Source organism: Paenibacillus sp. JNUCC 35, from assembly GCF_058269095.1.
The window spans coordinates 5,604,022-5,628,184 of record NZ_CM177771.1 but is presented as its reverse complement, the minus strand read 5'-3'; the positions used below and the strand labels follow the sequence as shown (position 1 = coordinate 5,628,184).

Annotated in this window: 20 protein-coding genes and 2 pseudogenes; 17 read left to right on the top strand and 5 right to left on the bottom strand. The window is 46.6% G+C overall.

The window, feature by feature from the left end; translation table 11 throughout:
- Positions 1–20: 20 nt before the first annotated feature.
- The 4 genes from AC2TF6_RS25510 to AC2TF6_RS25495 form a co-directional block, all read right to left on the bottom strand.
- Positions 21–395, bottom strand: coding sequence for a hypothetical protein (locus tag AC2TF6_RS25510; protein ID WP_491309046.1), 375 nt, complete (start codon positions 393–395; stop codon positions 21–23).
- Between the two features lie 21 nt (positions 396–416).
- A complete protein-coding gene (locus AC2TF6_RS25505) occupies positions 417–1,787 on the bottom strand; it encodes a DUF8370 family protein (RefSeq protein ID WP_491309045.1) in 1,371 nt (456 codons plus the stop codon).
- Positions 1,788–2,364: 577 nt separating this feature from the next.
- Positions 2,365–2,721, bottom strand: a complete 357-nt coding sequence (locus AC2TF6_RS25500; RefSeq protein ID WP_491311718.1) for a DUF3888 domain-containing protein — start codon at positions 2,719–2,721, stop codon at positions 2,365–2,367.
- A 137-nt stretch (positions 2,722–2,858) separates the two neighbouring features.
- Positions 2,859–3,785: a hypothetical protein gene (locus AC2TF6_RS25495; protein ID WP_491309044.1), complete on the bottom strand. Its 927-nt coding sequence runs from the start codon at positions 3,783–3,785 to the stop codon at positions 2,859–2,861.
- A gap of 277 nt (positions 3,786–4,062) precedes the next feature.
- Here AC2TF6_RS25495 and arsD point away from each other — a divergent pair.
- From arsD to AC2TF6_RS25410, 17 genes and pseudogenes are all read left to right on the top strand, one after another.
- Positions 4,063–4,401: pseudogene (arsD, locus tag AC2TF6_RS25490) on the top strand (arsenite efflux transporter metallochaperone ArsD); the annotation flags it as partial.
- A 395-nt stretch (positions 4,402–4,796) separates the two neighbouring features.
- On the top strand, positions 4,797–6,533 hold the full coding sequence (locus tag AC2TF6_RS25485) for a sensor histidine kinase (protein WP_491309043.1): 1,737 nt from the start codon (positions 4,797–4,799) through the stop codon (positions 6,531–6,533).
- 10 nt (positions 6,534–6,543) lie between these two features.
- Positions 6,544–8,118 carry a response regulator gene (locus AC2TF6_RS25480; protein ID WP_491309042.1) on the top strand — a complete coding sequence of 525 codons (1,575 nt, stop codon included), beginning with the start codon at positions 6,544–6,546 and terminating at the stop codon, positions 8,116–8,118.
- Positions 8,119–8,275: 157 nt separating this feature from the next.
- Positions 8,276–9,814, top strand: coding sequence for an ABC transporter substrate-binding protein (locus AC2TF6_RS25475; protein ID WP_491309041.1), 1,539 nt, complete (start codon positions 8,276–8,278; stop codon positions 9,812–9,814).
- Positions 9,815–10,002: 188 nt separating this feature from the next.
- Entirely contained in the window at positions 10,003–10,944 is a 942-nt protein-coding gene (locus AC2TF6_RS25470; protein ID WP_491309040.1) for an ABC transporter permease, read from the top strand.
- A 14-nt stretch (positions 10,945–10,958) separates the two neighbouring features.
- On the top strand, positions 10,959–11,834 hold the full coding sequence (locus AC2TF6_RS25465) for a carbohydrate ABC transporter permease (protein WP_491309039.1): 876 nt from the start codon (positions 10,959–10,961) through the stop codon (positions 11,832–11,834).
- Between the two features lie 26 nt (positions 11,835–11,860).
- Positions 11,861–12,508 (top strand): SGNH/GDSL hydrolase family protein, encoded by a 648-nt coding sequence (locus AC2TF6_RS25460; RefSeq protein WP_491309038.1) that lies wholly within the window; start codon positions 11,861–11,863, stop codon positions 12,506–12,508.
- A gap of 2 nt (positions 12,509–12,510) precedes the next feature.
- The gene (locus AC2TF6_RS25455; RefSeq protein ID WP_491309037.1) at positions 12,511–13,524 is read left to right on the top strand and encodes an alpha/beta hydrolase; all 1,014 of its coding nucleotides are present in this window, start codon (positions 12,511–12,513) and stop codon (positions 13,522–13,524) included.
- A gap of 91 nt (positions 13,525–13,615) precedes the next feature.
- Positions 13,616–14,395, top strand: a complete 780-nt coding sequence (locus AC2TF6_RS25450; RefSeq protein ID WP_491309036.1) for an MgtC/SapB family protein — start codon at positions 13,616–13,618, stop codon at positions 14,393–14,395.
- Positions 14,396–14,458: 63 nt separating this feature from the next.
- Positions 14,459–16,939 (top strand): beta-galactosidase GalA, encoded by a 2,481-nt coding sequence (gene galA, locus AC2TF6_RS25445; protein ID WP_491309035.1) that lies wholly within the window; start codon positions 14,459–14,461, stop codon positions 16,937–16,939.
- Between the two features lie 119 nt (positions 16,940–17,058).
- Entirely contained in the window at positions 17,059–17,895 is an 837-nt protein-coding gene (locus AC2TF6_RS25440) for a tyrosine-protein phosphatase (RefSeq protein WP_042226132.1), read from the top strand.
- A gap of 14 nt (positions 17,896–17,909) precedes the next feature.
- The gene (locus tag AC2TF6_RS25435) at positions 17,910–18,071 is read left to right on the top strand and encodes a hypothetical protein (protein ID WP_491309034.1); all 162 of its coding nucleotides are present in this window, start codon (positions 17,910–17,912) and stop codon (positions 18,069–18,071) included.
- A gap of 137 nt (positions 18,072–18,208) precedes the next feature.
- Complete coding sequence (locus AC2TF6_RS25430) at positions 18,209–20,491, top strand: beta-glucosidase (protein ID WP_491309033.1); 2,283 nt, start codon at positions 18,209–18,211, stop codon at positions 20,489–20,491.
- A gap of 566 nt (positions 20,492–21,057) precedes the next feature.
- Entirely contained in the window at positions 21,058–21,267 is a 210-nt protein-coding gene (locus AC2TF6_RS25425; RefSeq protein ID WP_491309032.1) for a sulfatase/phosphatase domain-containing protein, read from the top strand.
- A gap of 86 nt (positions 21,268–21,353) precedes the next feature.
- A complete protein-coding gene (locus tag AC2TF6_RS25420; protein ID WP_491309031.1) occupies positions 21,354–22,190 on the top strand; it encodes a tyrosine-protein phosphatase in 837 nt (278 codons plus the stop codon).
- A gap of 149 nt (positions 22,191–22,339) precedes the next feature.
- Entirely contained in the window at positions 22,340–23,299 is a 960-nt protein-coding gene (locus AC2TF6_RS25415; RefSeq protein WP_491309030.1) for an alpha/beta hydrolase, read from the top strand.
- Between the two features lie 163 nt (positions 23,300–23,462).
- A pseudogene (locus AC2TF6_RS25410) lies at positions 23,463–23,667 on the top strand (NAD(P)/FAD-dependent oxidoreductase); the annotation flags it as partial.
- Between the two features lie 35 nt (positions 23,668–23,702).
- On the opposite strand, the gene AC2TF6_RS25405 reads toward AC2TF6_RS25410, so the two are convergent.
- Positions 23,703–24,041 (bottom strand): helix-turn-helix domain-containing protein, encoded by a 339-nt coding sequence (locus AC2TF6_RS25405; protein WP_491309029.1) that lies wholly within the window; start codon positions 24,039–24,041, stop codon positions 23,703–23,705.
- Positions 24,042–24,163: the final 122 nt, after the last annotated feature.

Sequence of the window (24,163 nt, the reverse complement as noted above, 5' to 3'; positions counted from 1 at the left end):
ATTAATCCTCCCTTAACAAGCTACCAGGTTATTTTCTTTGGTGGGGCCGTTCGAATATCAGTTTGGTTTCCGTTTTCCACCCAATACCAGTGTCCGACATATACTTTGATGTTATCCGCTCTAAGCTTTTCTAAGCAGTTAAGGTACTGGGACAAAATTAAAACAGTATCACTATTGGTCGGAAGACTATCCTCATCAAACTGTCCAAAATCTGAAAACGGTTTATAATCTCCCGTTAATAGTTTGTTTGCTTCCGCCAATATAGGATTAATAATTTTCAATTTGAACTTATTAATGGCATCATCGGGCTTTTTCTTGGAAAGCGTGCCGACTTCATCAAACAGCCCTTGAAGTTGAGCTTGAACTTTCTCAAATGCGTTAACATTAATGCTCATGATTTATCCTCCTAAAAAAGATTAAGACGGACAACTTCGTCTAAATTCTAAGTATTTCTTTTTGATAACCTCTATTGGATGTCGTTGTTTACTTTCATACACGGAAACCATCAATTTTATATCCTCATCGGTCAGTGCAATTATACATTTTCGTTGACCTGACCAGAGATCAATCGTATTTTTAAAGATTGGCTTTGGCAAAGGGTTTCTTGTTATTAAAATACCAAAGCTGCCAAATGAGTCCGTAAGATAACGATTGAGCTGATTGACATGATCTCTTTCAACCTTGGCGACATTTTTTAATTCCATCACGATTTGTCTGCTTTTGTAATCGTCATATATATCTTTTAAAAAATCGAATGAACGATTATTATAAAAAATCAGATCTCGTATTAAAGCTCCAGAATCCGTTCTGCTTTGTGCTTGAGCAAAATCCAAATGAGGATAAAGCGCAGAAGCCATGAGCTGGCAAACATGATCTTCATATTTTTTATCTGCATTATCGGTTTTACCGGATGGCAATTTTATAATTTCATTTAACTTTCTTTTGGCTGATGTAATCGGTATTGATTTAAACAGTGGATCATTTTTGCAATCTTCAGATGTTCTTTCTTTCATCTTGATAAAGTTTTGAACCACATCATAGTTTTTTCGGTTGTATTCCAAAATTTCAACTCTAGAAGGTACGTTATCTTTGTCTTGCCAAACCTCTTTTACGAAATAACCATCAAAGTAGTCTTCATAGTTAATCCACGGAATATAGCGAAGCCATCGCTTTGGAACAAGCAACACCGGCTTTTTAGTTTCAGGATTAATAGGTAAGTATGCATCCTCTTCAACAATCTGATATTTTTTATGATCGTACAAATCGTGGATTCTTGTCTTTACCATTGGTATTTTATGCTTATCACACTGTTGGATCGTGAAATCAATTAAAAACGATTTCAAAAAGTTGCAGGAAATGTCACTCACACGATCTTTTGAAATCTGATCGACATAAAGCTGAATTTCTTCAAAATGAGTGAATCCGCCTTCTGTGACCTGAGGAACAGACTTGAAGAGCGATAAAATCGAAGTTGCTGTTTTCTCTCCGATTCTCATTCCACTTTTATTAGTCGAAGTGCCTAATCCAACTTCAGTACATTCCGACGCTCGAATCAAAATCTCCGCCGCTTCTTTTTCATTATTCTTCTTAATTAGATGACCTAAATAATTGAATGAATTCGAAATGATGGCGTGTAAAGCGTTGTCTTGCATTGATGGTGATTTCCACAATAAAAATGGATCTAAATATAGCGGAATATCTTCATCAAGAAATGGAATTGCGAAATCCACTTCTTCTTGCGTAAATGGCAGATCATGAAAATCGTTAAGTCTCGGTCTAATCAACATGTCGGTTCACCTATTTTAATATCGTCATTTTCAATAGGAAAATCGTACCATAACTCGTACTTTGTAACAATAACCATTTCAATGTAGAACAGGCAACAGATAAGTTTATATTTCATGCAATAGCCAACTTCAGAAGTATCATGAGGTAACAGCTTGATTTGTATCCGAAGACGGAGATCATTTTCGTTATGTTCCTGGTGTAGTATGTCTTCTCGATGCTTTTTGCGAGGGTGGGGTGGAGTAGCTCGTGGTATTTGCTCAGCTCTGCAATCCGATGACAAAAGTGAATGTTACCTCAACTCCACTTTCAAGCACCACCCGTTCCGCCAACTGCACCACTGTTTTAATGAACGGACGGGGCGATCAGTCTAACCATTGTGTGCTGCTGTGACATGAACCATAATTTTGCCGCTGCGGCAAGGATATGCTTCCAATAACCCGCGGCAAAATTATGCTTCCAAAAAAGAAGGCCATTAAAGGCCTTCTTTTTTGTATATAAAACTATTTTTTAACCACTTTAACAAACTCAATGATTTATTGGCAGTTTTTTATGTACTCTATTTAATTGCACGTTGGTTCACTTATCTTTATGTTCGAATTTTATTACATATATATTCCCTGCCGAAATATCCAGTGTAAGAATGTCGTCTCCATATGGAGGGTTGTGAGCTTCTTCAAAGGTAGTCACTGTAACTTTACAAATGAAGTCGAACCCCCCTTGTGTTTTTCTTTCCAGACTAACAATCTTTGCATCGTAAAGTCCGAACTGTTTAAGTTCTCCATAATAACCAGTCAGAGCATTCCCAATTGCGGGTGCAATAGTTGCTAAAAATGCATCGGTAATATTATGTTCTGAAACCTTTTGCGGCTCCGCAGAAACCGGTGAAGAAAAAAACAAAACACTGAGAAAGCACATCAATAGAAGCTTATGCATTTTTTTCACGCACTAATCATTCCCTTCCTTAAGATCCCTACTATAAATTATTCCCGGTTTATTAAGCTTATATAAGGATTGTCAAAAAACTACGCTAACAAAAAAGAAGGCCTTTAAGGCCTTCTTTTTTATGTCAGTTATTGAGGATTATTCGAAAAATGCTTTTGTAACTCTTCAAAAATTCCCCTAATATCTTCTACCTGTTTTTCAAACACCTCAAAGTATTCGGTATAAAATCCTTCAAAAGTTTGAGCGTTATAAAGAAATACGGGATATTGTGAAATATCACTCAAACCTAATGAAGGTAGCTTATTTATGATAGAGGATCCAAAAATCTGTAAGTATAAGTACATTTCATCTAAGAGTTTATTTAAAATGTTTGGATAGCCGGTTGTAACCTTACCGAATATATCGCTGGAAAATCCCGAGAAATCTATTTTCATCATGACATAATTAGACATCGTGGAATTAAAGGAGCTGTGAATAGAGTTGGATAGAAAATCCTGTTGATCCTTCCTCCTTTGATTGAAATGTTCGATTAATTCTGGCGCACTGCCTAGAGTCTCAAATAATTTCTTTATTTCCTTTTTTAATTTTCCGCGATTTATATTTTCGTACCAAAATTCGTTGTTATCGTATAGCTCTTTGGTATTTCCGTAGTTAGCATTAAAATCAGGATTAATCAGGCTGGTATAAAATAAATCGATGCTTTCAATTAATGATCGGTTTAAGCACTTTGCTGCATCTAATAATCCGGTTTCAAGCATTTTGCGGATAGCTATCAAAGTGGTGCATATTTTCCCGGAGAGTACTAAGAAGGTAAAATGTTGGTGAGTCGTTTGATGTAAATCTTCAAGGATTTCATGGACATTAATAATTGCCTGCAAACCTCTATCATAGAGTACCATCTGATCATCTACATGTTGATGAATCAGTTCCTTACTTTCGTATTCTTTGGTTTTTAATATGTTGTCAAGATCCATTTGTGGGTTTATACCATATTCTTCATGAAATATGGCATCAGATAAACGTGTAACTTCACGAATACTACTGTTCTCTTTCAAATTATTACATCCTTTCAAGGATAGGATCTTTCCCAACTAATATACAACAAATCTTCCAGCATTTCTGATATGAGAAGCAAATAAATTTTGAAATAAAAGAAGCAGTTCCGTGAAGGGTTGATTTGTGAATAGATCATTAGTAAAGCATGATATATAATCACATAGTTATATAATGATTTAAGGATATAAAATAAAGGTGGTGGATAAAGTAATGGAACAGACGCATGTAGATGACATAAGTATTATCGCTCAGACTTTCAAATTACTGGTCAAAGCCATGAAAAAGATTCAAATTTATGATCCGGCAATGTGTTGTTCAACCGATGTATGTGGACCAAGCGTGAATTAATCCGGATTTTCATCCGCGGTTCATCATTTAAAAACCAAAGGGATTGATATCTCCCGGTTTAACTTGGCTAGCGAGCCGGATGCTTTTGTTTCTAACCAAGTAATTAATAAACTCCTTGCTGAAAAGGGACCGGATGTATTGCTCGTAGTCATTGTAGATGACAAAATTGTGCAAGAGAAAGGGTATCCCACCAATGGAGAGCTATCCCTATGGACTGGAATTCCTGAAGAGGAATTAACCAAGAAACCTAAGGACATCTTGCGGTTGCCTTGTTTGAACGATAAAACGTCATCTCATGTCATTGGTCCGTGCCTGGATGGAACGGGCGTTTTCTTTGTTTCTAAACCCTTCTTGAGGAGTTGGGTTTAGAAATGCTGTTTGAGATGAATGGGAGAGGTCTGATGATTCGGAAACTCAAAAAGAGTATGACGGAATCTTGAAAGCAGGCAACCCATCTATACATTTATTATGAAGGGTAAGATTACCACAAATGACTATAGGCGCTATAAACTGACTAGAAACGAATAGATTGCAAGACACAAGGAACATTTTTGGCAAACAGGTATCATTGTCAAGACGATCAGGGGAAACGAGCCGTAAAAGTCATGCCGTCTATGTGGTAAAATAATTATCATTAAAGGGACGAAGGGAACATGGACAACATGAGAAAACCACCTTCTACAATATTCAATTCGCTCCGATTTAAGCTGATCACGGGACTCATGCTTATTATGCTGCCGATTGTTCTCTTCCTGATTTATACAAACTTCTATTCGATCCAGGTTGTTCGCAACCAGGTCGCGCAATCTAACAGCAACATGATCAGCCTCTATATGGGGTTGATCGACAAGTCGTTAGCCGACATTGACAGCTATTTGCTGAAGTATGCCTCGGAGGAAACAGGACTGCACGTTCTCGATCGGTCTCCTGAGATCGATATCGATTTGTATAAAATGGAACGCATTTGGCAATTCAAACAATTGGTGAATAATGCGACTTACTACGAGGGACTCGACTATTTTTTCATATATTCGCCCATTAACAACGATTTGGTATTTGCCCCCAAGCAGGCAGGCTCGGCTGACGCCGACAATCAGCCTATAAAGGATGCCATCGTCTGGCTTATTGATGACGGGCAATCGGCAGAGAGTTTTCAGACAGGGAAGTGGTCCGTATTTCGCGCTAATAAAAAGGATTATTTGTTATATATCATAAAGGTTGGTGGTTTATATATCGGGGCTGGCGTAAATACGCAGGATGTGACGGGGCCGCTCAATCTTTTGGATCTCGGCGCCGATGGGAGAGCACTGCTGGTCGATGGCAACCACAAGCCGCTAAAGGACGAATCATTTTTTAGAGAACAGGGAATCGATCTTTCCTATACGCCTAAGTCGTACCGTTTAAGCGGTTTCGATGAAGGGTATCTGGTGATCGGAGAGCATTCCGGCAAAGGGGATTTCGGACTGGTCGCTGTGGTTCCCGATCAAGGCATTCTCCAGAAGCTGCCTTATTTGCAGAGGATTATTTCACTAATCGCGGCAGGGACCGTCTTGATCTTACTGCTTGCCTTCTATTACATGAGGAGAGTCGTACTCCGTCCGATTAACCGAATCGTACTGGCCATGCGCAGGATCAAAGAGGGTCACTTGGAGATGCGAATAGCGAAGAAACCGACCTCTAACGAATTCGAACTGATGAACGAGATGTTCAACAGCATGGTGACCGACATTCAGAAGCTGAAAATCGATGTCTATGAGGAGCAATTGATTAATCAGAAAGCGGAGCTGAAGCATTTGCAGCTGCAAGTCAACCCGCACTTCTTTTTGAACAGTCTGAATGTCGTTTATTATTTGGCCCAGGAGAGGAAATTCGGGTTGATTCAAGAGCTTTCTCTCTCATTAATCAGATATTTCCGTTTCATGTTCCGCAGCCATACGGATCATGTTCTAATTCGGGACGAGCTGGGTCATACGAAAAATTATTTGAACATCCAGAAGATCCGGTTTCCGGGAAGCTTGACGTACGCCATTACCGTCCCGGATGACCTGCTCGATTGTTGTATTCCCCCGCTGATCATTCAAAGCTTTGCAGAAAACACGATCAAGCATGCGGTCAACACGGACGAGCCTACCCATATCGAGATTTCAATCGAACGGGATAGCCGGAATGATGAGGAACGGCTTCATATCCGCATTCGCGATACGGGCATGGGTTATGAGAACGAGGTGCTCGAGAAGCTGAGACAAGAGATCAAGCTGGCGACTGAAGAAGGTGAGCATATCGGGATTTGGAATGCCCGGCAAAGACTGCGGCTGTTGTACGGGGGTCAGGCGAGCATCGGGTTTTCAAACGATAACGGCGCCATTGTCGATATTTTTTTGCCGATCATGAAAGGATAGGGGCGAGAGTATGTACCGGTTATTGATCGTGGACGACGAAGAATTTACCGCGAACGGCATCAAGGCAAGCGTGAACTGGTCAAAATTCGGCATCATTCACGTATCTGTAGCGAACAATGCACGTCAAGCGAAGGAAAAGTTTAGCGAACATCCATTCGACATGATGATATGCGATATCGAGATGCCGCAAGGAAGCGGACTCGAGCTCTATGAGTGGGTACGGGAAGAGCATCCTTGGACGGAGTGCGTCTTTCTGACTTGCCATGCCGACTTTCAATACGCGAAAAAAGCGATCCAGCTAGGGAGCTTCGAGTATTTGCTCAAGCCTGCGCCACCTGAAGAGCTGGAGCAAGTCATGACGGAGATGATCAAGAAAATAAGCAAAGACCGGAAATCGTCATCGATCGTCATCGAGCGGTTCTGGCAGGATGTGCTGCAGCAGGTCGTTCCATCCCAGCCGGATAAAATCATGGAGGCTATCGGGAAGCACAATATACCGTATACGAGCAGGATGAAGTTTTTACCCATTTTGATCGGCATTCAACACTGGAAAAAAGAACTGAGCGCTCGTGATGCCCAAATTATGGAGTACGCGCTAACGAACGCCTTGGAGGAATTGGTCATCCATCAAGTTGCAACGGCTCACATCGTTCGCGTCAAGGCCAATCAGTTATTGGCGGTGTTTTCTACGGAACATGCGATAGAGGCGAGCGGAGAGAAGTTCCGCGAAGAGCTCATAAAACGCTGCGATTTGTTCATCGAGACGTGTAACCGATATTTTTATTGCCATTTGTCCTGCTATATCGGTCAACCGTCGGAGATACACGGCGTGCGCGATATGGTTGAAAATTTGGTAGCGCTTAGAAAGAATCAAGTGAACGCCGTCGACCGGGTCGTGCTTATCGACGAGAAAATGGCAAATGAAACGCCTTCTCCCATGCCTCCGATGAGAATATGGTCCGAGCTGATCAAGCAGGGGGACAAGAAGAAGCTGATGGCTGAGTCACAAGATTTTCTGGAGTCGCTTAAGCGGATCGAAGGGCTGAACTCGAAAAGCCTGCAGCAGTTTTATTTAAGCTTCCTACAGATGGTTCTGCATACGCTTCAGCAGAAAGGGTTGTATACGGACGATATTTTAGCGGATCATTTCGCGCCGGAACGTATTTCGTCTGCCGCCGAGAGCGTCAAGAATCTGCAAGACTGGGTAACGGACGTCCTTGAATTTGCAATGACTTCCATCGAAGCGCTTGGTTCGAACGAGACAGTGGTGGAAAAGATCAAGCGGTATATATCGGCGAATATCGATCAGGAGATGTCCAGACAGTACATTGCCGACTACATTGGACTCAGTCCCGACCACATTGTCAAGCTTTTCAAAAAGGAAACAGGTCTCTCGATATCGGAGTATATTCTGAAAGAAAGGATCGATCTTGCGAAAGAACTACTGGCCAAATCGGAAACTTCGATAAGCAACGTCGCTTTGGCGGTTGGCTTCGCTAATTTCTCTTATTTCTCCACCCTCTTCAAGAAGGAAGTCTTGATGACGCCTCAAGAATATCGGAAAAGATTCTCTTCAGGCATGTAAACGAAATATGTACATCAAGGACGCCAACTGGCGTTTTTCTCTTTATGTGGACGGAATCTCGAAACCGAGAGAACGGATTCTTGAAAGCGGGTAAACGGGAACTTCAATAAAATAATAATAGCAAGCGGCAAGACCAATCAAAATAGGGGGTTCATACATGAAGAAAAGCATGAAGAGCGCTGCAATGCTTCTGATTTCCGTGCTGGCAACGTCTACTCTGGTCACGGCCTGCAGCTCGGGCTCGAGCAACCAACCGAATGCGAGCGGAGCTCCTGAACTGTCAGGCAGCGCGAATCCGGACCTGAAGCCCGTTGAACTGACGATGGTGTTTCCGGTTGCCAGCGAGCAGAAAGACTTGAAAGCCGTACAAGAAAAAATCAACAAGATTACGAAGGAAAAAATCAATGCGACCGTGAAGCTCGTTCAGATCACTAAAGGCGCCTGGGCGCAGCAAACCACACTGATGCTGTCCGGCAACGAGAAAATGGACCTCATCGTAAGCGGCCGAGGCACGTACGAGCAGCAAGTGGCCAAGGGCAACTATCTTGCGCTTGACGACTACATTGCCAAATACGGTCAAGGCGCCCAAAAAGCGCTGGACGATCTGGATCCGGCTTACTTAAAAGCGACCAGGATCAACGGGAAATCTTACGGGATAACGACTGTTCGGGACTTTGCGAACGACTACGGCATCTCGATGCGCAAGGATCTTGTGGACAAGTACAAAATCGATACGAAAGCGATCAGATCGCTGGACGATCTTGACGCCGTATTCAAGGTGATCAAGGAGAATGAGCCTGATGTGACTCCGGTGATCAAGTTTGCCAACTCGATTCTCGGCAGCCCTTTCGTCGGTGGCATGCTGGATCCTTTGGGAGACGGCTTCGGTGTGCTGCCGGCGCACGATAACGGGATGAGGGTAGCCAATTGGGTTGAAACTCCAGAATATGCCAAGCTGCTGGATACGACAAGAAGATGGTATTTGGCCGGATATATTGCTAAAGATGCGGCAACCAGTAATGAAGTTTGGCAAAATTTGATGAAGGCAGGAAAAGCCTTCTCGACGTTCCACCATATGAGTCCATTTAGCCAAGCGGCAAATTCCTTAAGTGTAGGACAAGATTTGATCGAGGTGCGCCTGTTGCCGGCCGTCACGACCACTACCAACATCACCTCGTATATGTGGAGCATTCCCAGAAACGCGCAGAACCCGGAAAGGTCTATGATGCTGCTTAATTTGATGTATACAGACAAAGATTTTATCAATTTGCTCGACTGGGGAATCGAAGGGCAGCATTACGTAAAAAAATCAGATGATATCATCGATTTCCCACAGGGCGTGAACGCTTCGAACAGCGGCTATTACCCTTACCAAAACTGGCTATTCGGAAATATGTTCCTCTCCTATGTGTTCAACGGGGAAGATCCGGACCGTAACCAGAAGCTGGCGGAATTCATTAAGAATTCGAAAAAATCGAAAGCGCTCGGTTTCACTTACAATCCGGAGCCTGTTAAGACGGAAATCGCGGCTCTTACGAATGTGAGGGACCAGTACGCTCTCGCTTTGGAGACCGGTACGGTGGATCCCGCTAAGGTATTGCCCGAGTATATCAAGCAAATGAAAGCGGCAGGCATCGACAAGGTCATTGCCGAGAAGCAAAAGCAGCTTGACGCTTGGGTAGCGGCCAATAAATAATCCGACGGATCCTCCTGTAAAAGACGGAATGTCTCGAACGGGGGGATTTTTTACGCCATCGCGGATACAGTCAAGCCGATGTCGGAAACTCAAAAATATGATGTCGGGATCATGGAAGTAGGGGCGGACAAATTGCTATAAGATGAAAACATGCACAAAACAATGACAGCAAAAGGTGGTAGTAACGTATGAAGGCAAGCAAAATGTCGGTATTGCGGCTTGAGATGAGGAAGGCAAAAAAATACCGGATGCTCGTGCTCATGACGCTGCCGGGGCTACTCTACTTTCTCGTTAACAATTATTTGCCGATGTTCGGCATCGCCATTGCGTTCAAAGACGTCAATTTCGCGAAGGGCATATGGGGGAGCGAGTGGGTCGGCTTCAAGAACTTCGAGTATTTGTTCAAGACGAAGGATGCATACATCATCACCCGCAACACGTTATTGTATAATCTCTCCTTCATTGTCTTGAATACGGCAATCGCGATTTCGCTTGCGATCCTGCTGAATGAAATCCGCAAGCGCATTTTATCGAGAGCGTACCAAACGATGATCCTGCTTCCGCACTTGATCTCCATGGTGATCGTCGGTTACCTCGTGCTCGGTTTCCTGGACGTCGAAAAAGGCTTCATGAACAAGACTCTGCTCCCCTTGTTCGGCCTAGAGCCTATCTCTTGGTATAGCGAAACGAAATACTGGCCGTGGATCCTGACAATCGTACACGCCTGGAAAGGCGTAGGGCATCTTTGCATCATCTACTTGGCAGCGATTATCGGCATCGATCAAGAGTACTATGAGGCGGCTAAAATTGACGGCGCGAACCGGTGGCAGCAAATCAAAACGATTACGATTCCGCTCATTGCGCCGGTTATTACGATTATGACGCTGCTTGCGATCGGGCGCATTTTCTATTCCGACTTCGGCCTGTTCTTCCAAGTGCCGCTTAACACGGGCGCCTTAATGCCGGTCACGAACACGATCGATACGTATGTGTACCGCGCGCTGATCAATATGGGCGATATCGGGATGTCGTCGGCCGCAGGCTTGTATCAAGCGCTCGTCGGATTTGTTCTGGTGCTGGTTTCCAATGCGGTCGTGAGAAAATTCAACAAAGACAGTGCACTGTTCTAGAAAGGGGCGTTCCCATGCCATCATCCGGTAAACTTTATCAATGGACGATCAACATCGTCATGCTGGCATTTACATGTTTCTGCATCATGCCATTCTGGTTGCTGATCTCCGCTTCTCTTACGGACGACATGGAAATCATTCGCGATGGATATGCTTTCTTCCCGAAAGCCGTCAGTTTTTCGGCATACGAATATTTATGGACGAACTCAGCTAATATACTGCGCGCTTATGGAATTACGATTCTCGTGACGGTGGTCGGAACAGCTGCAGGATTGACGCTAACGGCGTTGCTTGCCTATCCGCTGTCACGGACCGAGATGCCATTTCGCAAGATACTGTCCTTCTACGTATTTTTCACGATGCTGTTTAACGGAGGCCTTGTGCCGACCTACCTGCTATACACCAATTTCTTCAATTTGAAAAATACGATACTGGCGCTGATCATTCCGAACCTGTTGATGAACGGTTTTTTCGTCATCCTGATGCGAACGTTCTTTGCAACCTCGATTCCGAAGCCGATCATCGAATCCGCCTATATCGACGGGGCGAAGGAATGGAAAATTTTCTTGAAAATCATATTGCCGTTATCGACGCCGGTATTGGCTACGGTCGGGTTGTTTTATACGATTATGTACTGGAACGATTGGTTTAACGGGCTGATTTACATTACCGACAGCCAGTACTTTAGCCTTCAAAACATGCTCAACCGGATTTTACTCGATGCGCAATTTTTGCAGTCATCTACGGAGATCGTCGCGACAAGTCATCTTCCGCTCACCTCCATGCGCATGGCCATAGCCGCGATCGGGGTCGTTCCGCTGCTGGTCGTATACCCATTCTTTCAGAAGTATTTCGTGAAAGGCCTGACGGTTGGCGCCGTCAAAGGTTGACACTATTATTTTGGAGGTGTTTACAGATGACCGGCACGAGAACGATCTTATGCTTCGGAGATTCAAATACATGGGGAGCCGATCCGCAGAATCGAGGAGTTCGGTTTCCGGCGGATGTTCGGTGGACGGGCGTACTGCGTAAGGAACTGGGAGACGGCTACGACATTGTCGAGGAAGGTTTGCCTGGGAGGACGACAGTGTGGGCGGATCCGATCGATGGAATCATGAGCGGAAAAGAGTACTTGCCGACCTGCCTGCTGTCCCACAGGCCGCTTGATCTTGTCGTGATCATGCTCGGAACGAATGATTTGAAAGAGCGGTTTTCCGTCTCAGCGCTGGATATCGCGATGAGCACCCTGTCGCTTGCCGGACTCGTAAAAACGACTTTTTCAAGGCCGGGGATTACGATAGTCCCTCAGGTTCTGATTCTAGTTCCGCCGCCAGTCAAGGAAACTGGATTATTCGCAGGCATGTTCAAGGGCGGGGAAGAGAAGTCCAAACAATTGAGCGAGGCATTCGCAATGCTTAGTCCGTATACCGAAGCTTCTATCATGGATGCTTCGACCGTGATCGTTTCCAGTGATGCAGACGGCATTCATTTCGAAGCGGAACAACACCGGAAGCTCGGAAGTGCCGTTGCGGAAAAAATAAAAAGTATGTTGGTGGAGTCATAACAATGAACATTCCTTTGTGGCACGACCAGCCCGCATTGCAGGGATTCAACGAAGGTTGTCCCAGCTTAACACCGTACTTGCTGGAAGGGGAAGGACCGTTTCCTGCCGTCATCGTTTGTCCTGGCGGAGGCTATAGACATCGGGCCGATCATGAAGGCGAGCCTGTCGCCAAGTGGTTGAACGCGATCGGCATTTCGGCTTTTGTCCTTCATTATAGGGTTACTCCGGTACAATATCCGAGCCAGCTTCATGATGCTCAGCGGGCCATACGAACGATCAGGCATAGAGGGACTGAATGGAATATTGATCCCAAGCGAATCGGCATGTTGGGATTTTCAGCCGGAGGCCATCTTGCTTCGATGGCAGGTACGAGCTTTGACAACGGCAATCCGCAAGCCAATGATCCGATCGAACGATACAGCAGCCGTCCCGATGCGCTCGTGCTCTGTTATCCTCTCATTACGATGGGCGAATTTACAAATGCATCGTGCAAGTCGGTATTGATGGGGGAGCGGCAGAACGACCGTGCTCTGATCGAGCTGTTATCAAGTGAAAAGCAAGTAACGGAGGAAACACCGCCGACTTTTATGTGGATCACGGCAGACGATCCGGTCGTTCAGGCGGAGAATTGTTTAATGTTCGCGGCAGCGCTCAGGAAGTTTAGGGTTCCTTTCGAAATGCATCTTTTTGAAAGCGGTCCTCATGGACTCGGACTGGCCGGCGGCCATCGGGAAGCGCAAGCATGGACAAAGCTGTGCGAAGCATGGTTGAAATCCAGGAATTTTCTCCTTGTAGAACGAGTGATTGACGAGTATACAACAGTAGGTCAGTTGCTGGCCGATGATTGCAGCAGTCGCGTATTGGAGCGGTATCTTCCGGATCTTTTGGCATTGCCGAAGATCGACTATGTCAAAGCGTTTTCGTTGAAGTCGCTTTTCAATTTTTCCGATCCGATGTTTACGGACGAGAAAATGGCAGCCATCTTAAAAGAGTTGAAATCGGGCGCAAAAAAATAACAACGAAGTGCATAGGCATGCAACGCGTAATTCCTTTTTCAAGGGCAGGACACTCTGCAAAATATATGTTTGAAATAAGGGGGGGATGATATTGACCGGCGCCGCTGCTAATGTTTGGCAACTTGGTCATTGGGATTTGTTCGTACGCATGGTCCTCGCCGCAGTTTTGGGCGGATTGGTCGGCATCGAGCGGGAGTGGAACAACCATGCGGCAGGCTTCCGCACCCATATTCTCGTCTGTCTCGGCTCGACCACCATTATGCTGCTTTCGATTTACGGATTCTCCGACTTTGTTGCCCAATCCAACGTCCGGATCGACCCTGCCCGTCTGGCCGCTCAGGTGATCAGCGGGATCGGCTTTTTGGGTGCGGGTGCGATTCTGCGCAACGGGTCTGTCATCAAAGGGCTCACGACCGCGGCCTCGGTTTGGGTTGTGGCGGCAATCGGCCTTTGCGTCGGAGCGGGGTTTTTGTTTGTCGCATTTCTGTGTACGTTTTTCGTCATTATCAGTCTATTCGTGCTGAACAAGTGGGAGAAACATTTGATGCGCCACCGCAAAAAGCACGAGGTCAAGTGTACGATTATCGATATGCCAGGCGTTCTTGGGAAGGTTGCTTCCAAATTCGGCGAACAAGGGATCCAAATCGCCAACGTCAAAATGATGCCGGATGAACACGCGCCGCCTGAGGCCGGTGGTATGCCTACGATGCAACTCTGCTTCACGGTCAAAAATCATCAAGAAGAAAATATCGTCCAAGCGCTGGAAGAAATTACGGCGCTGGACATAGTGCTGTGGACGGAATCCAGTTATTTGCCTGCTTTGAAACCGGCTGCCGAATCGAAAGAATTAAAAATAGATACAGCCGAGTAAGATTGATTGCTATGGAGATACTCTTTCGAAAATAAGATTAAGACGCAAAAGGAGCCGTTGTTTATGAGAACCAGAGAAAATTTTGATCGGAACTGGATGTTTCATGTCGGTGAGGTAGGGAAAATTGTCAAGACGGTAAAAAAAGCCGGCATGATCGCCGGCCTGACGAATGCGCTGGGTGAGGAGAGACATGAGCCCTTTGCAATCGGCGAAGCTGCACGTATCACCCAGAATGTCGCTCGAGAATTACTGGGAGATCCGAACTTCGAAATTGCCCAAATTTACGGCTCGGATACGCCAAAGGATAAGATTACAGGCTGGGTGGGTGTTAATCTACCGCATGATTGGAGGTTAGAACAGCCGTACAACCCGGAACGCGGGGGCGCGTTTCAAGGTTATCTGCCCAATGGAGTGGGTTATTACCGTAAGGTATTTCAAATTCCGCAGGAGGATGAAGGTAAGAAGATCATCATCGAATTTGACGGTGTAATGCGGAACAGCTCGGTTTGGGTGAACGGATGTTTCGTCGGCGACCATCTCAGCGGTTATACCAGCTTTCATTATGACATCACGGACCTGCTGAAATATGGGGATGAGGAAGGGGATAATGTCATCCTGGTCCGAACGGATACGACAGGCGGAGACGAAGGCTGGTGGTACGAAGGCGGAGGCATCTACCGCCATGTCTGGTTAACCAAACATGATTACCTGCATGTGGACCGCTGGGGAACCTTCGTCAGAACCGAGCGAATGGACAATGAAAGGGCCGCGATTACGGTAGAAACGACGGTAAGCAACGAATATCCGCAGCCGATGAAGTACGGCATTCGAACAAGCATTTTGAATCCGGATGGGGAACTCGTCGCCGTCACGGAATCCGACTGCGAAACGCCGGGAATCGACAAGCAAACGGTTCTTCAATCGGTTCAAGTGGCGAATCCGCTGCTCTGGTCGCTGGACATGCCGCATCTGTATGAAGCTATAACTGAACTGATTCACGATGGGCAAATTGTCGACACGTATCGGACCGTTTTCGGCATCCGTACGGTGGAATACCGTCAGAATGGATTATACCTTAATGGTAAGTACATACAAGTGAAAGGTACTTGCAATCACCAGGATTTCGCCGGCGTGGGCATCGCGCTGCCGGACAGTGTGCATGAATATAAAATCAAACGCCTGCTGGAAATGGGCTGTAACGCTTACCGCTGCGCCCATCATGCGCCGGCACCGGAGCTGCTCGATGCATGCGACAGACTCGGGATGCTGGTTATGAACGAGAACCGGATCTCGGAGAGTACAGAGATCAAGCTCGATGATCTGAAATCCATGCTGTACCGTGACCGCAACCATCCAAGCATCTTTATGTGGAGTCTCGGCAATGAAGAGAAGATCAGCGGCAGCTATCAAGCGAATCGGATGCTGAAGCGCCTTCAGGATTTGACGAAGCGAATTGATTCCACCCGTCCTGTTACGGCTGCCAATCTAAGTCAGCAAGGAATGGACATTGAGGTCAATGGCGTTAATTATGCCGAGTCTATAAAAGGAAGTCAAACGATCGGTGAATGGTTCCAGTCCCATCCTGAAGCCAAAGTCCTGAATACGGAGAATGTCTCCTTCTTCTCGGCAAGAGGCGTCTATGAGGATGATCCAGAGGGCGGGCGGTGCTCCAGCTACGGCTCGAGATATACGATGCTCGGTAAGGAGGTGGATGTAGGCAATCTGGGCGGAGCGGGAGGCACGTCAACACCTGAACGAAGCTGGCGTTATTTCTTAAATAACCGTTTTTCGGGCGGCTTGTTCGTATGGACGGGTTTCGATTATCGCGGGGAGACGACGCCGTTCCAGTGGCCGTCTGTGCTATCGCATTTCGGCATCCTGGATTATTGCGGATTTGCCAAGGACTCTTACTATTTCTATCAATCGATCTGGAAGGACGAGCCTATCGTCCATCTTATGCCGCACTGGAACTGGCCGGATCGGCTGGGACAGCAGGTGGAGGTCCGCGTGTATACCAACTGCAGTGAAGTGGAGCTGGTGTTGAACGGCCAAAGCTTGGGCAAGAAGCAAGCGGAGACTGAAGCGGGCGAGATCACATTATCGTGGCAGGTAGCCTATGAACCCGGTCTTCTCGAAGCCATCGCTTATCGGGATGGCGTGATGGTAGCAGCAGAGCGGAAAGAGACCACAATGGAAGCATACTCTGTTCATTTGGAGGCTAACCGGTCGGAACTGCTCGCTGACGGCCAGGACGTATCCATGGTCACGGTTTCGGTGAGGGATCAATCGGGAAGGGTAGTACCGGTTGCGGGCAACCTGATCCGGTTCCATGTAGCAGGTGAAGGCAAGCTGCTTGGTCTAGGGAACGGAGACCCGGGTTGTCACGAATCGGACAAAGGAGATACGAGAAGCGTGTTCAATGGCTACGCCTTGGCATTGATTCAGTCACTAGATGAGGCAGGAGAGATACGCATTGAGGCGTCTTCGGAAGGGTTAGTACCGGCCGTATTGACCCTTCAATCCCGGAAAGACCTAACGAACTGAACGATCAGTGATTATTAAAAAAGCCTTCCCCCTCTGTTCTTAAGCCATATCGAGAAGAGGGGGGGATTTTTATGGTGATGAGATTTGAATAATAAATATTTCGCTAAAGAGGTGCAGCTATGTCAACAAGCCAATTTGCCGCATATCCCGCCAATCGGGTCATTCCCTTCGAAGGCGTGCATAATTTCCGAGATATGGGGGGCTATCGAACGTCCGATGGCCGCAAAGTAAAATACGGCCTTTTCTTTCGTTCCGATCACTTGACCGGTTTAACGGAGCAGGATTTAACATTCTTGCAAACGTTGAATATCAAAACGGTTTTCGATTACCGCGGCGATCATGAATCGCGCATAATGCCGGATCCGGTTCTCCCTAATGCAAAAAATATACGGATACCGGCGAACACTGAGGATCAGCATGAGCAAATGAATTTGCCGGCCGCTCCTGAAGGGGAGGAACAGCAAGGCCATCTTCTGAAAGAATTGGTTAAAAACGACTTCTTCAAAAGTTTCTGCGCGGAAACCTACATGACGGAATTGTATACGAAACTTCCGATTAACAATCATTCGTTCAAACGATTAATGGAAACGATCCAGGATCCGGATCAATTGGGGCTACTGCATCATTGTACGTCGGGCAAAGACCGAACCGGGGTCGGAGCCGCTCTCATCTTGCTTGCGCTGGGTGTCTCCGAACAAACGGTCATGGAAGACTATCTCTTAAGCAATGAGACGATGAAATCGTTCAACAGGAATCTTCTGAAACGGTTGGCTGAACATGCGGACGAAGCAGTTTTGCAAAATTTGAACCATATCCTCACGGTTAACGAAGCGTTCTTGTCAGCCGCTTTGGGATCTATCAAGAATACGTATGGAGGTTATGATGCTTATTTTGCAGAGGAATTCGGCTTAACAAAGTCGAGACGGGAAGCTTTGCAGAGCATGTGTTTGGAATAAAGGGGAAAACAATCGTGGTAAATTTGGCGGCAAATCCGTTTTTTTTGCAGGAAGAGGATATTCAGTGGGTCCGAGAAACGCTGGCTGCGATGGATGTGAGGGAAAAAGTCGGACAACTGCTTTGTACGATCGGGATGACGGATGATCGCGAGCAACTGAAAACGTTAGTCGAATAGATAAAGCCGGGAGGCCGAGGCGGGAATCGCGATCGTACCGATTATCATAATCTTCATTCTATTCCAGCGTTATTTTGTGGAAGGAATCGCGAGCTCGGTAAAGGGATAACGACATTGAATATGTGGAGGGATTCGATATGAAAGACCGAATCAAGCAATTGATCAGCCAACTAACTCTGGAGGAAAAAGCCGGATTATGCTCAGGCGTGGATTTCTGGCATACAAAAGGCGTTGAACGGCTGGGGATCCCGTCCATTATGCTTACCGACGGACCTCATGGTCTTCGCAAACAAAAAGGCGATTCCGATCATTTGGGTATTATGGATAGCGTGCCATCTACATGCTTCCCTTCCGGTGCAGGATTAGCCTGTTCATGGGATCGGGATTTGATCCGTAAGGTCGGCGAGGCGCTTGGCGTCGAATGCCAAGCGGAGGATGTCGGGATTTTGCTTGGGCCGGCTGCCAATATCAAACGTTCCCCGTTATGTGGCAGAAATTTTGAATACTTTTCAGAGGACCCTTATTTGTCAACCGAGATGGCGGCGAATCATATCGCAGGCGTTCAAAGTCAAGGCGTAGGAACGTCACTCAAGCATTATGCCGTCAATAACCAAGAGCACCGAAGAATGTCCGTGGATGCGGTTGTAGACGAACGAACCCTTCGTGAAATTTATTTGTCCAGCTTTGAGGGTGCTGTTAAACAGGCTCAGCCTTGGACCGTCATGTGCGCATACAACAAGGTGAACGGAGAGTATTGCTCCGAGAACAAGTACTTGTTGAACGATATTTTGAAGGAAGAGTGGGGATTGGAAGGGTTCGTCGTTTCGGATTGGGGCGCCGTGGATGAAAGGGTTCCTGGTTTGCTCGCCGGTCTGGAATTGGAGATGCCTTCAAGTAACGGAGCGGGCGATCGTAAAATAGTCGAGGCTGTACGGAACGGGAGCATGTCCGAGGATATAGTCGATCAAGCGGTAGAAAGAATACTGACGATAGTCTTTAGGGCAGCGGAAAATAAAAAGACCGTGACATTCAACCAAGAAGAGCATCATCAATTAGCCAGGGAAGCGGCCAGGGAAAGCATGGTGCTTTTAAAGAATGAGCGACGCATTCTGCCTTTGTCCAAGGACGCGACTATCTGCGTTATCGGAGCTTTTGCGCAGCAGCCTAGATACCAAGGGGGAGGAAGCTCCCGCATCAAGCCGATGAAGCTGGATAACATCTATGAAGAATTGGCTAAGAAAGTATCCGGCCAGGCTCTAATGTCCTTTGCAAAGGGGTATAACCTGGAAGACGACGAAATCGATGAACAGCTTGTAAAAGAAGCGGTAGAAGCTGCCGGAAAGTCACAGGTGACCGTTATTTTCGCAGGGTTGCCCGATCGCTATGAATCCGAAGCCTATGATAGGGGACATCTAAGAATTCCGGACAATCAAATGCAGTTGATTGATGCGATCGCCGAGGTTCAACAGCATATTGTCGTCGTATTGAGCAACGGAGCTCCCATTGAAATGCCGTGGATCGATAAGGTGCAGGGCGTGCTGGAAGGTTATTTGGGAGGTCAAGCGCTGGGCGGAGCGATCGCCGATTTGCTGTTCGGAGATGCGAATCCTTGTGGCAAGCTTGCCGAAACATTTCCGCAAAAGTTGTCGCATAACCCGTCCTACCTGAACTTCCCGGGTGAAGGAGATACGGTTGAATATAGCGAGGGCTTGTTTGTAGGCTATCGGTATTACGATAAAAAAGAGATCGAACCGTTGTTTCCGTTCGGTCACGGGCTTAGCTATACAACGTTCGAGTACACTGATTTAAAACTGAATCGCCAAGCTATGCTGGATACGGATCAGCTTCAGGTGAGTTTGAAGGTGAAAAATGCAGGTGACGTAGCCGGTAAAGAAATCGTGCAGCTCTATGTGAGGGACGTTGAAAGCACGGTCAGCAAAGCATTTAAAGAGCTTAAAGGCTTTAGCAAAATCGCTTTGCAGCCCGGTGAAGAGAAGACGGTACGTTTTATCCTCGATAAGCGGGCATTCGCGTATTACAACACGGACATCAGAGATTGGCACGTAGAAAGCGGAGATTACGAAATAATGATCGGGCAATCAGCAACCGAAATTCGTTTGAAAGAACCCGTACAAATACAATCCACCGTTCTCATTCGAAGAACTTACACGCGAAATACAACGATCGGAGATTTAATGGCGGATCCTTATACTGCAGATATCGTAAAACAATTTTTGCGGGGATTCAAAGGAAATCCTTTGTTCAGTGCTGCGAACGACGAAGGAACATCGGAAATGTTCGCAGCCATACTGAAATTCATGCCTTTGCGTGCCGCCGCTGCCTTTAGCCAGGGAGCATTTACGGAAGAAATGCTGAATCATATGGTTGAACGGCTGAATGGAACCGGATCAGATATGTAAAAGGAGTGTTGACAGGTATGAGAGCAGTCATGCTTATGTTCGATTCGTTGAATAAACATATGCTTCCGAATTACGGATGCGATTGGATCAAGGCTCCCAACTTTGAGAGGCTCTCGGAATGAATGGTCACGTTCGAAATGTGTTATGCAGGCAGCTTGCCTTGCATGCCCGCACGCAGAGAGCTGCATACTGGACGATACAACTTTTTGCACAGAAGTTGGGGACCTTTGGAACCGTATGACATATCGGTGATCGAATTGTTGAAAAAGAACAAGGTATACACCCATCTGACGACGGACCGTACCCCTTATTCAAGGATGGCGGAGCCACCTACCATACGAAATACAACTCATGGGAGTTTGTAAGAGGACAAGAAGGCGATGCGTGAAAAGGGCAGGTGGAAGCGCCGCCTATTCCGGAAACATTAAGCAATCCGAAGCCGGGCGATCTGTGTCGGCAGGACTGGGTAAACCGTCAATTTTTGAAGGAAGAGGATGACATGCCTCTCGCAGTCACGGTAATGAGAGGAATCGAATTCATCGAAAGAAATTGACCATCTTCCGCTCATGACCCATCTGCCGGGGACTGATCCCGTCTCCAAATGGATTTCGGCCATCACGCAAAACATCGACTTGATGCCGACGATCCTTGGCTATTTTGGCATCGATATTCCTCAGACGGTTAGAGGGAGGTCCCTACTGCCGCTTATTCAAGGAAGCGAAACAAAAATACGGGATTACGCGCTTGCTGGACGAGGCTGGGGAAATCCGCATTGAAGCGTCTTCGGAAGGGTTGGTGCCGGCGGTATTGACTCTTCAGACCCGGAAAGAGTTTGCGAATTGAACACTATGAGGTGATACTTATGTCAACAACACGTGATGGGGCGTATCAGGGGCAGAGAATAATCCTTCTCGAAGGAACACATAATTTCCGCGATATGGGAGGCTATCAAACTGCCGATGGAAGGAAAGTCAAATATGGTATTTTCTTTCGTTCCGATGAATTGACCGGTTTGACGGAGCAAGATTTAGCGGCTGTTCAAGCCTTGAATATCAAAACGATTTTCGATTACCGCGATGACTATGAAGCGCAAAAGAAACCGGATCCGGTTTTTGCCGGCGTACAAAATATTCGCATTGCTGCTATTCAAGCAGATCAAGCATCTCGAATCAACATATCGGGAAATGCTGAGAACGCCGATCGAAACCAACACTTTATCGTCGATATGGTCAAAAACGGCTTTTTCAAACAATTTCGCGCAGATACTATGATGATGGAACTGTATACGAAGCTCCCGCTCGGCAATCCGTCATATAAACGGTTAATGGAAATGATCCAGCATTCGTACAACCTTGGGCTTCTGCATCATTGCACGGCGGGCAAGGACCGTACGGGAGTCGGTGCCGCCTTGATCTTACTGGCGCTCGGCGTCCCGGAGGAAAGTGTAATGAAAGACTACCTGCTCACCAACGAAACGATGAAAGGTTTCAACGGGAAATTGCTGAGTCAGCTTGCCGAACATGTGAATGAGGTGGAATTGCGCAATATCGAACACCTGCTTGGAGTGAAAGAACAATTCATGGAAGCCGCCTTCGGGTCGATCAAGAAGACGTATGGCAATGTTGACACTTATTTTTCTGAAGAATTCGGCTTGACCAGTCAAAGACGGGAAGCCTTGCAAAGCATGTATTTGGAGTAGGGGGACAAGCGTAGTAAAACGCATCCACTGGATGATCACAAAGCTTTTCCAGTCATTAGTAAAACAGGTAATGTGCTATTCGTGCTACACGTGTGATAGTATTACGGAACAACCGAATTACCACACGTTGCATGAGGGGGAGTAAGCAATTGAAGAAAAGAACGAAGAAATGGCTCGCCGCCGCGGGAATCGTCGTCGCCTTGCTGGTGAGCGTCGATGTTGGGGGGAGCTTTTACTTTTATCATGTGGCGATTGAAAGGGCGCCGAAATATTTCTTGTTGAGCAGCCCCGATTTGGGATCGAGGCCTGCCGCAGCTGGCTTTAACGTGGACGGCAAAGCGTGGATCGACTCGCATCCATACGAAGAGATGGAGCAGACGTCAGACGATGGATTGAAGCTTCGCGGCTACTACTGGCATGCGCCTGCGCCGACGAAGAAAACGGTCATCATCGCCCATGGATACGCCGGAAAAGGCAAAGATATGGGCATTTATGCCGCCTTTTACCACGATAAGCTCGGATATAACGTGCTCATGCCGGACGACCGCGGACACGGCGAGAGCGAAGGCGATTATATCGGGTTCGGATGGCCGGACCGCAAAGATTACGTGAAGTGGATTGACCTGATGATCGGCAAAGTCGGCACCGATGCCGAAATCGTCCTGCATGGCGTGTCGATGGGCGGCGCCACGGTGCTGATGACGAGCGGAGAACGGCTGCCCGCAAATGTCAAGGCGGTCGTTGCCGACTGTGCCTACACGTCGGTCGAAGACCAATTAAGCTACCAGCTCGACCGCATGTACCATCTGCCGAGCTTCCCGATCGTGCAGAGCACGAGCCTGCTGACGAAAATGCGCGCCGGTTACGGCTTCGCGGAAGCGTCGGCGCTTGAACAGGTACGGCGAACGAAGCTGCCCGTGCTGTTCATTCACGGAGATGCCGACACGTTCGTGCCGTTCGAGATGGCCGGCGAGCTGTACGATGCCGCCGGCGGCGAGAAGGAGCTGTTCGTCGTCCCGAAGGCCCGCCACGGCAAAGCGTACCAAACGGATCCGACCGGATACGAAAGCCGCGTCACCGCATTTATCGCGAAGTATATTCGGACGTAGCCTGTGCATCGCAAACCAATAGGCCACTTGGCGTCAATGACGCCAGGTGGCCTTTCTTTCCGTTTACCCGCGAATAACCGATACGGTATTTTCCACTTGATTCACCATCTAAACACAGCCGTTGCGCTCATTGGTGGGTAATCTGGGGGTCAGTAAGGATTATTTTATAGCCACTGGACATACGCCGAATACATGGACAAATTAGGACTGACCATACCGGATATATTCAAGTTGTTCCAGGGACGACCGAAACTAATATCCCAGGTGTGTTTGCTTGTGGAGATGTTCAGGACTCCAGATATCGACAGGCTATTACTGCAGCTGGTAGTGGGGGAATGGCTGCTATTGATTGTGAGAAGTTCCTCGAAAGGGTACACCAGCAGGAGACAATGACCATTCTCGTTTACTCTTCATATATTTCTTTGTATATATTGAAGATCTTTCTGATTTCTTTAATATCCTTTTCAAGAAGTTTCGCTTTAAATACCTCAATAAGATCACGTTTGTTGAGATCCGTATTTATATCAAGGTTCTGAAAGTTGAAAAAATCGGAAGGTTCCATTTTAAAAGCATGTATTATTTTTTCGAGAGTCTCTAAGGATATATTTCGTTCTCCTCGTTCTATCCCGCCTATGTATGAGCTTTGAAGTTTTGCTAATTCTCCTAACTCTTCCTGTGTTAACGCCTGGTTCTTCCTGATCTGTCTAATTCTAAGTCCAACTAAATTTGAGAGATTAGCCACTTTAACCACCACCCTTGATAACAGGTTAGTGAAGTCAAAGTTGTAAATACAGACACACATACTATAAATACCATTGAAAAAGATACTTATAAGTTCTATATTGGACATGAGACATTCTTTAC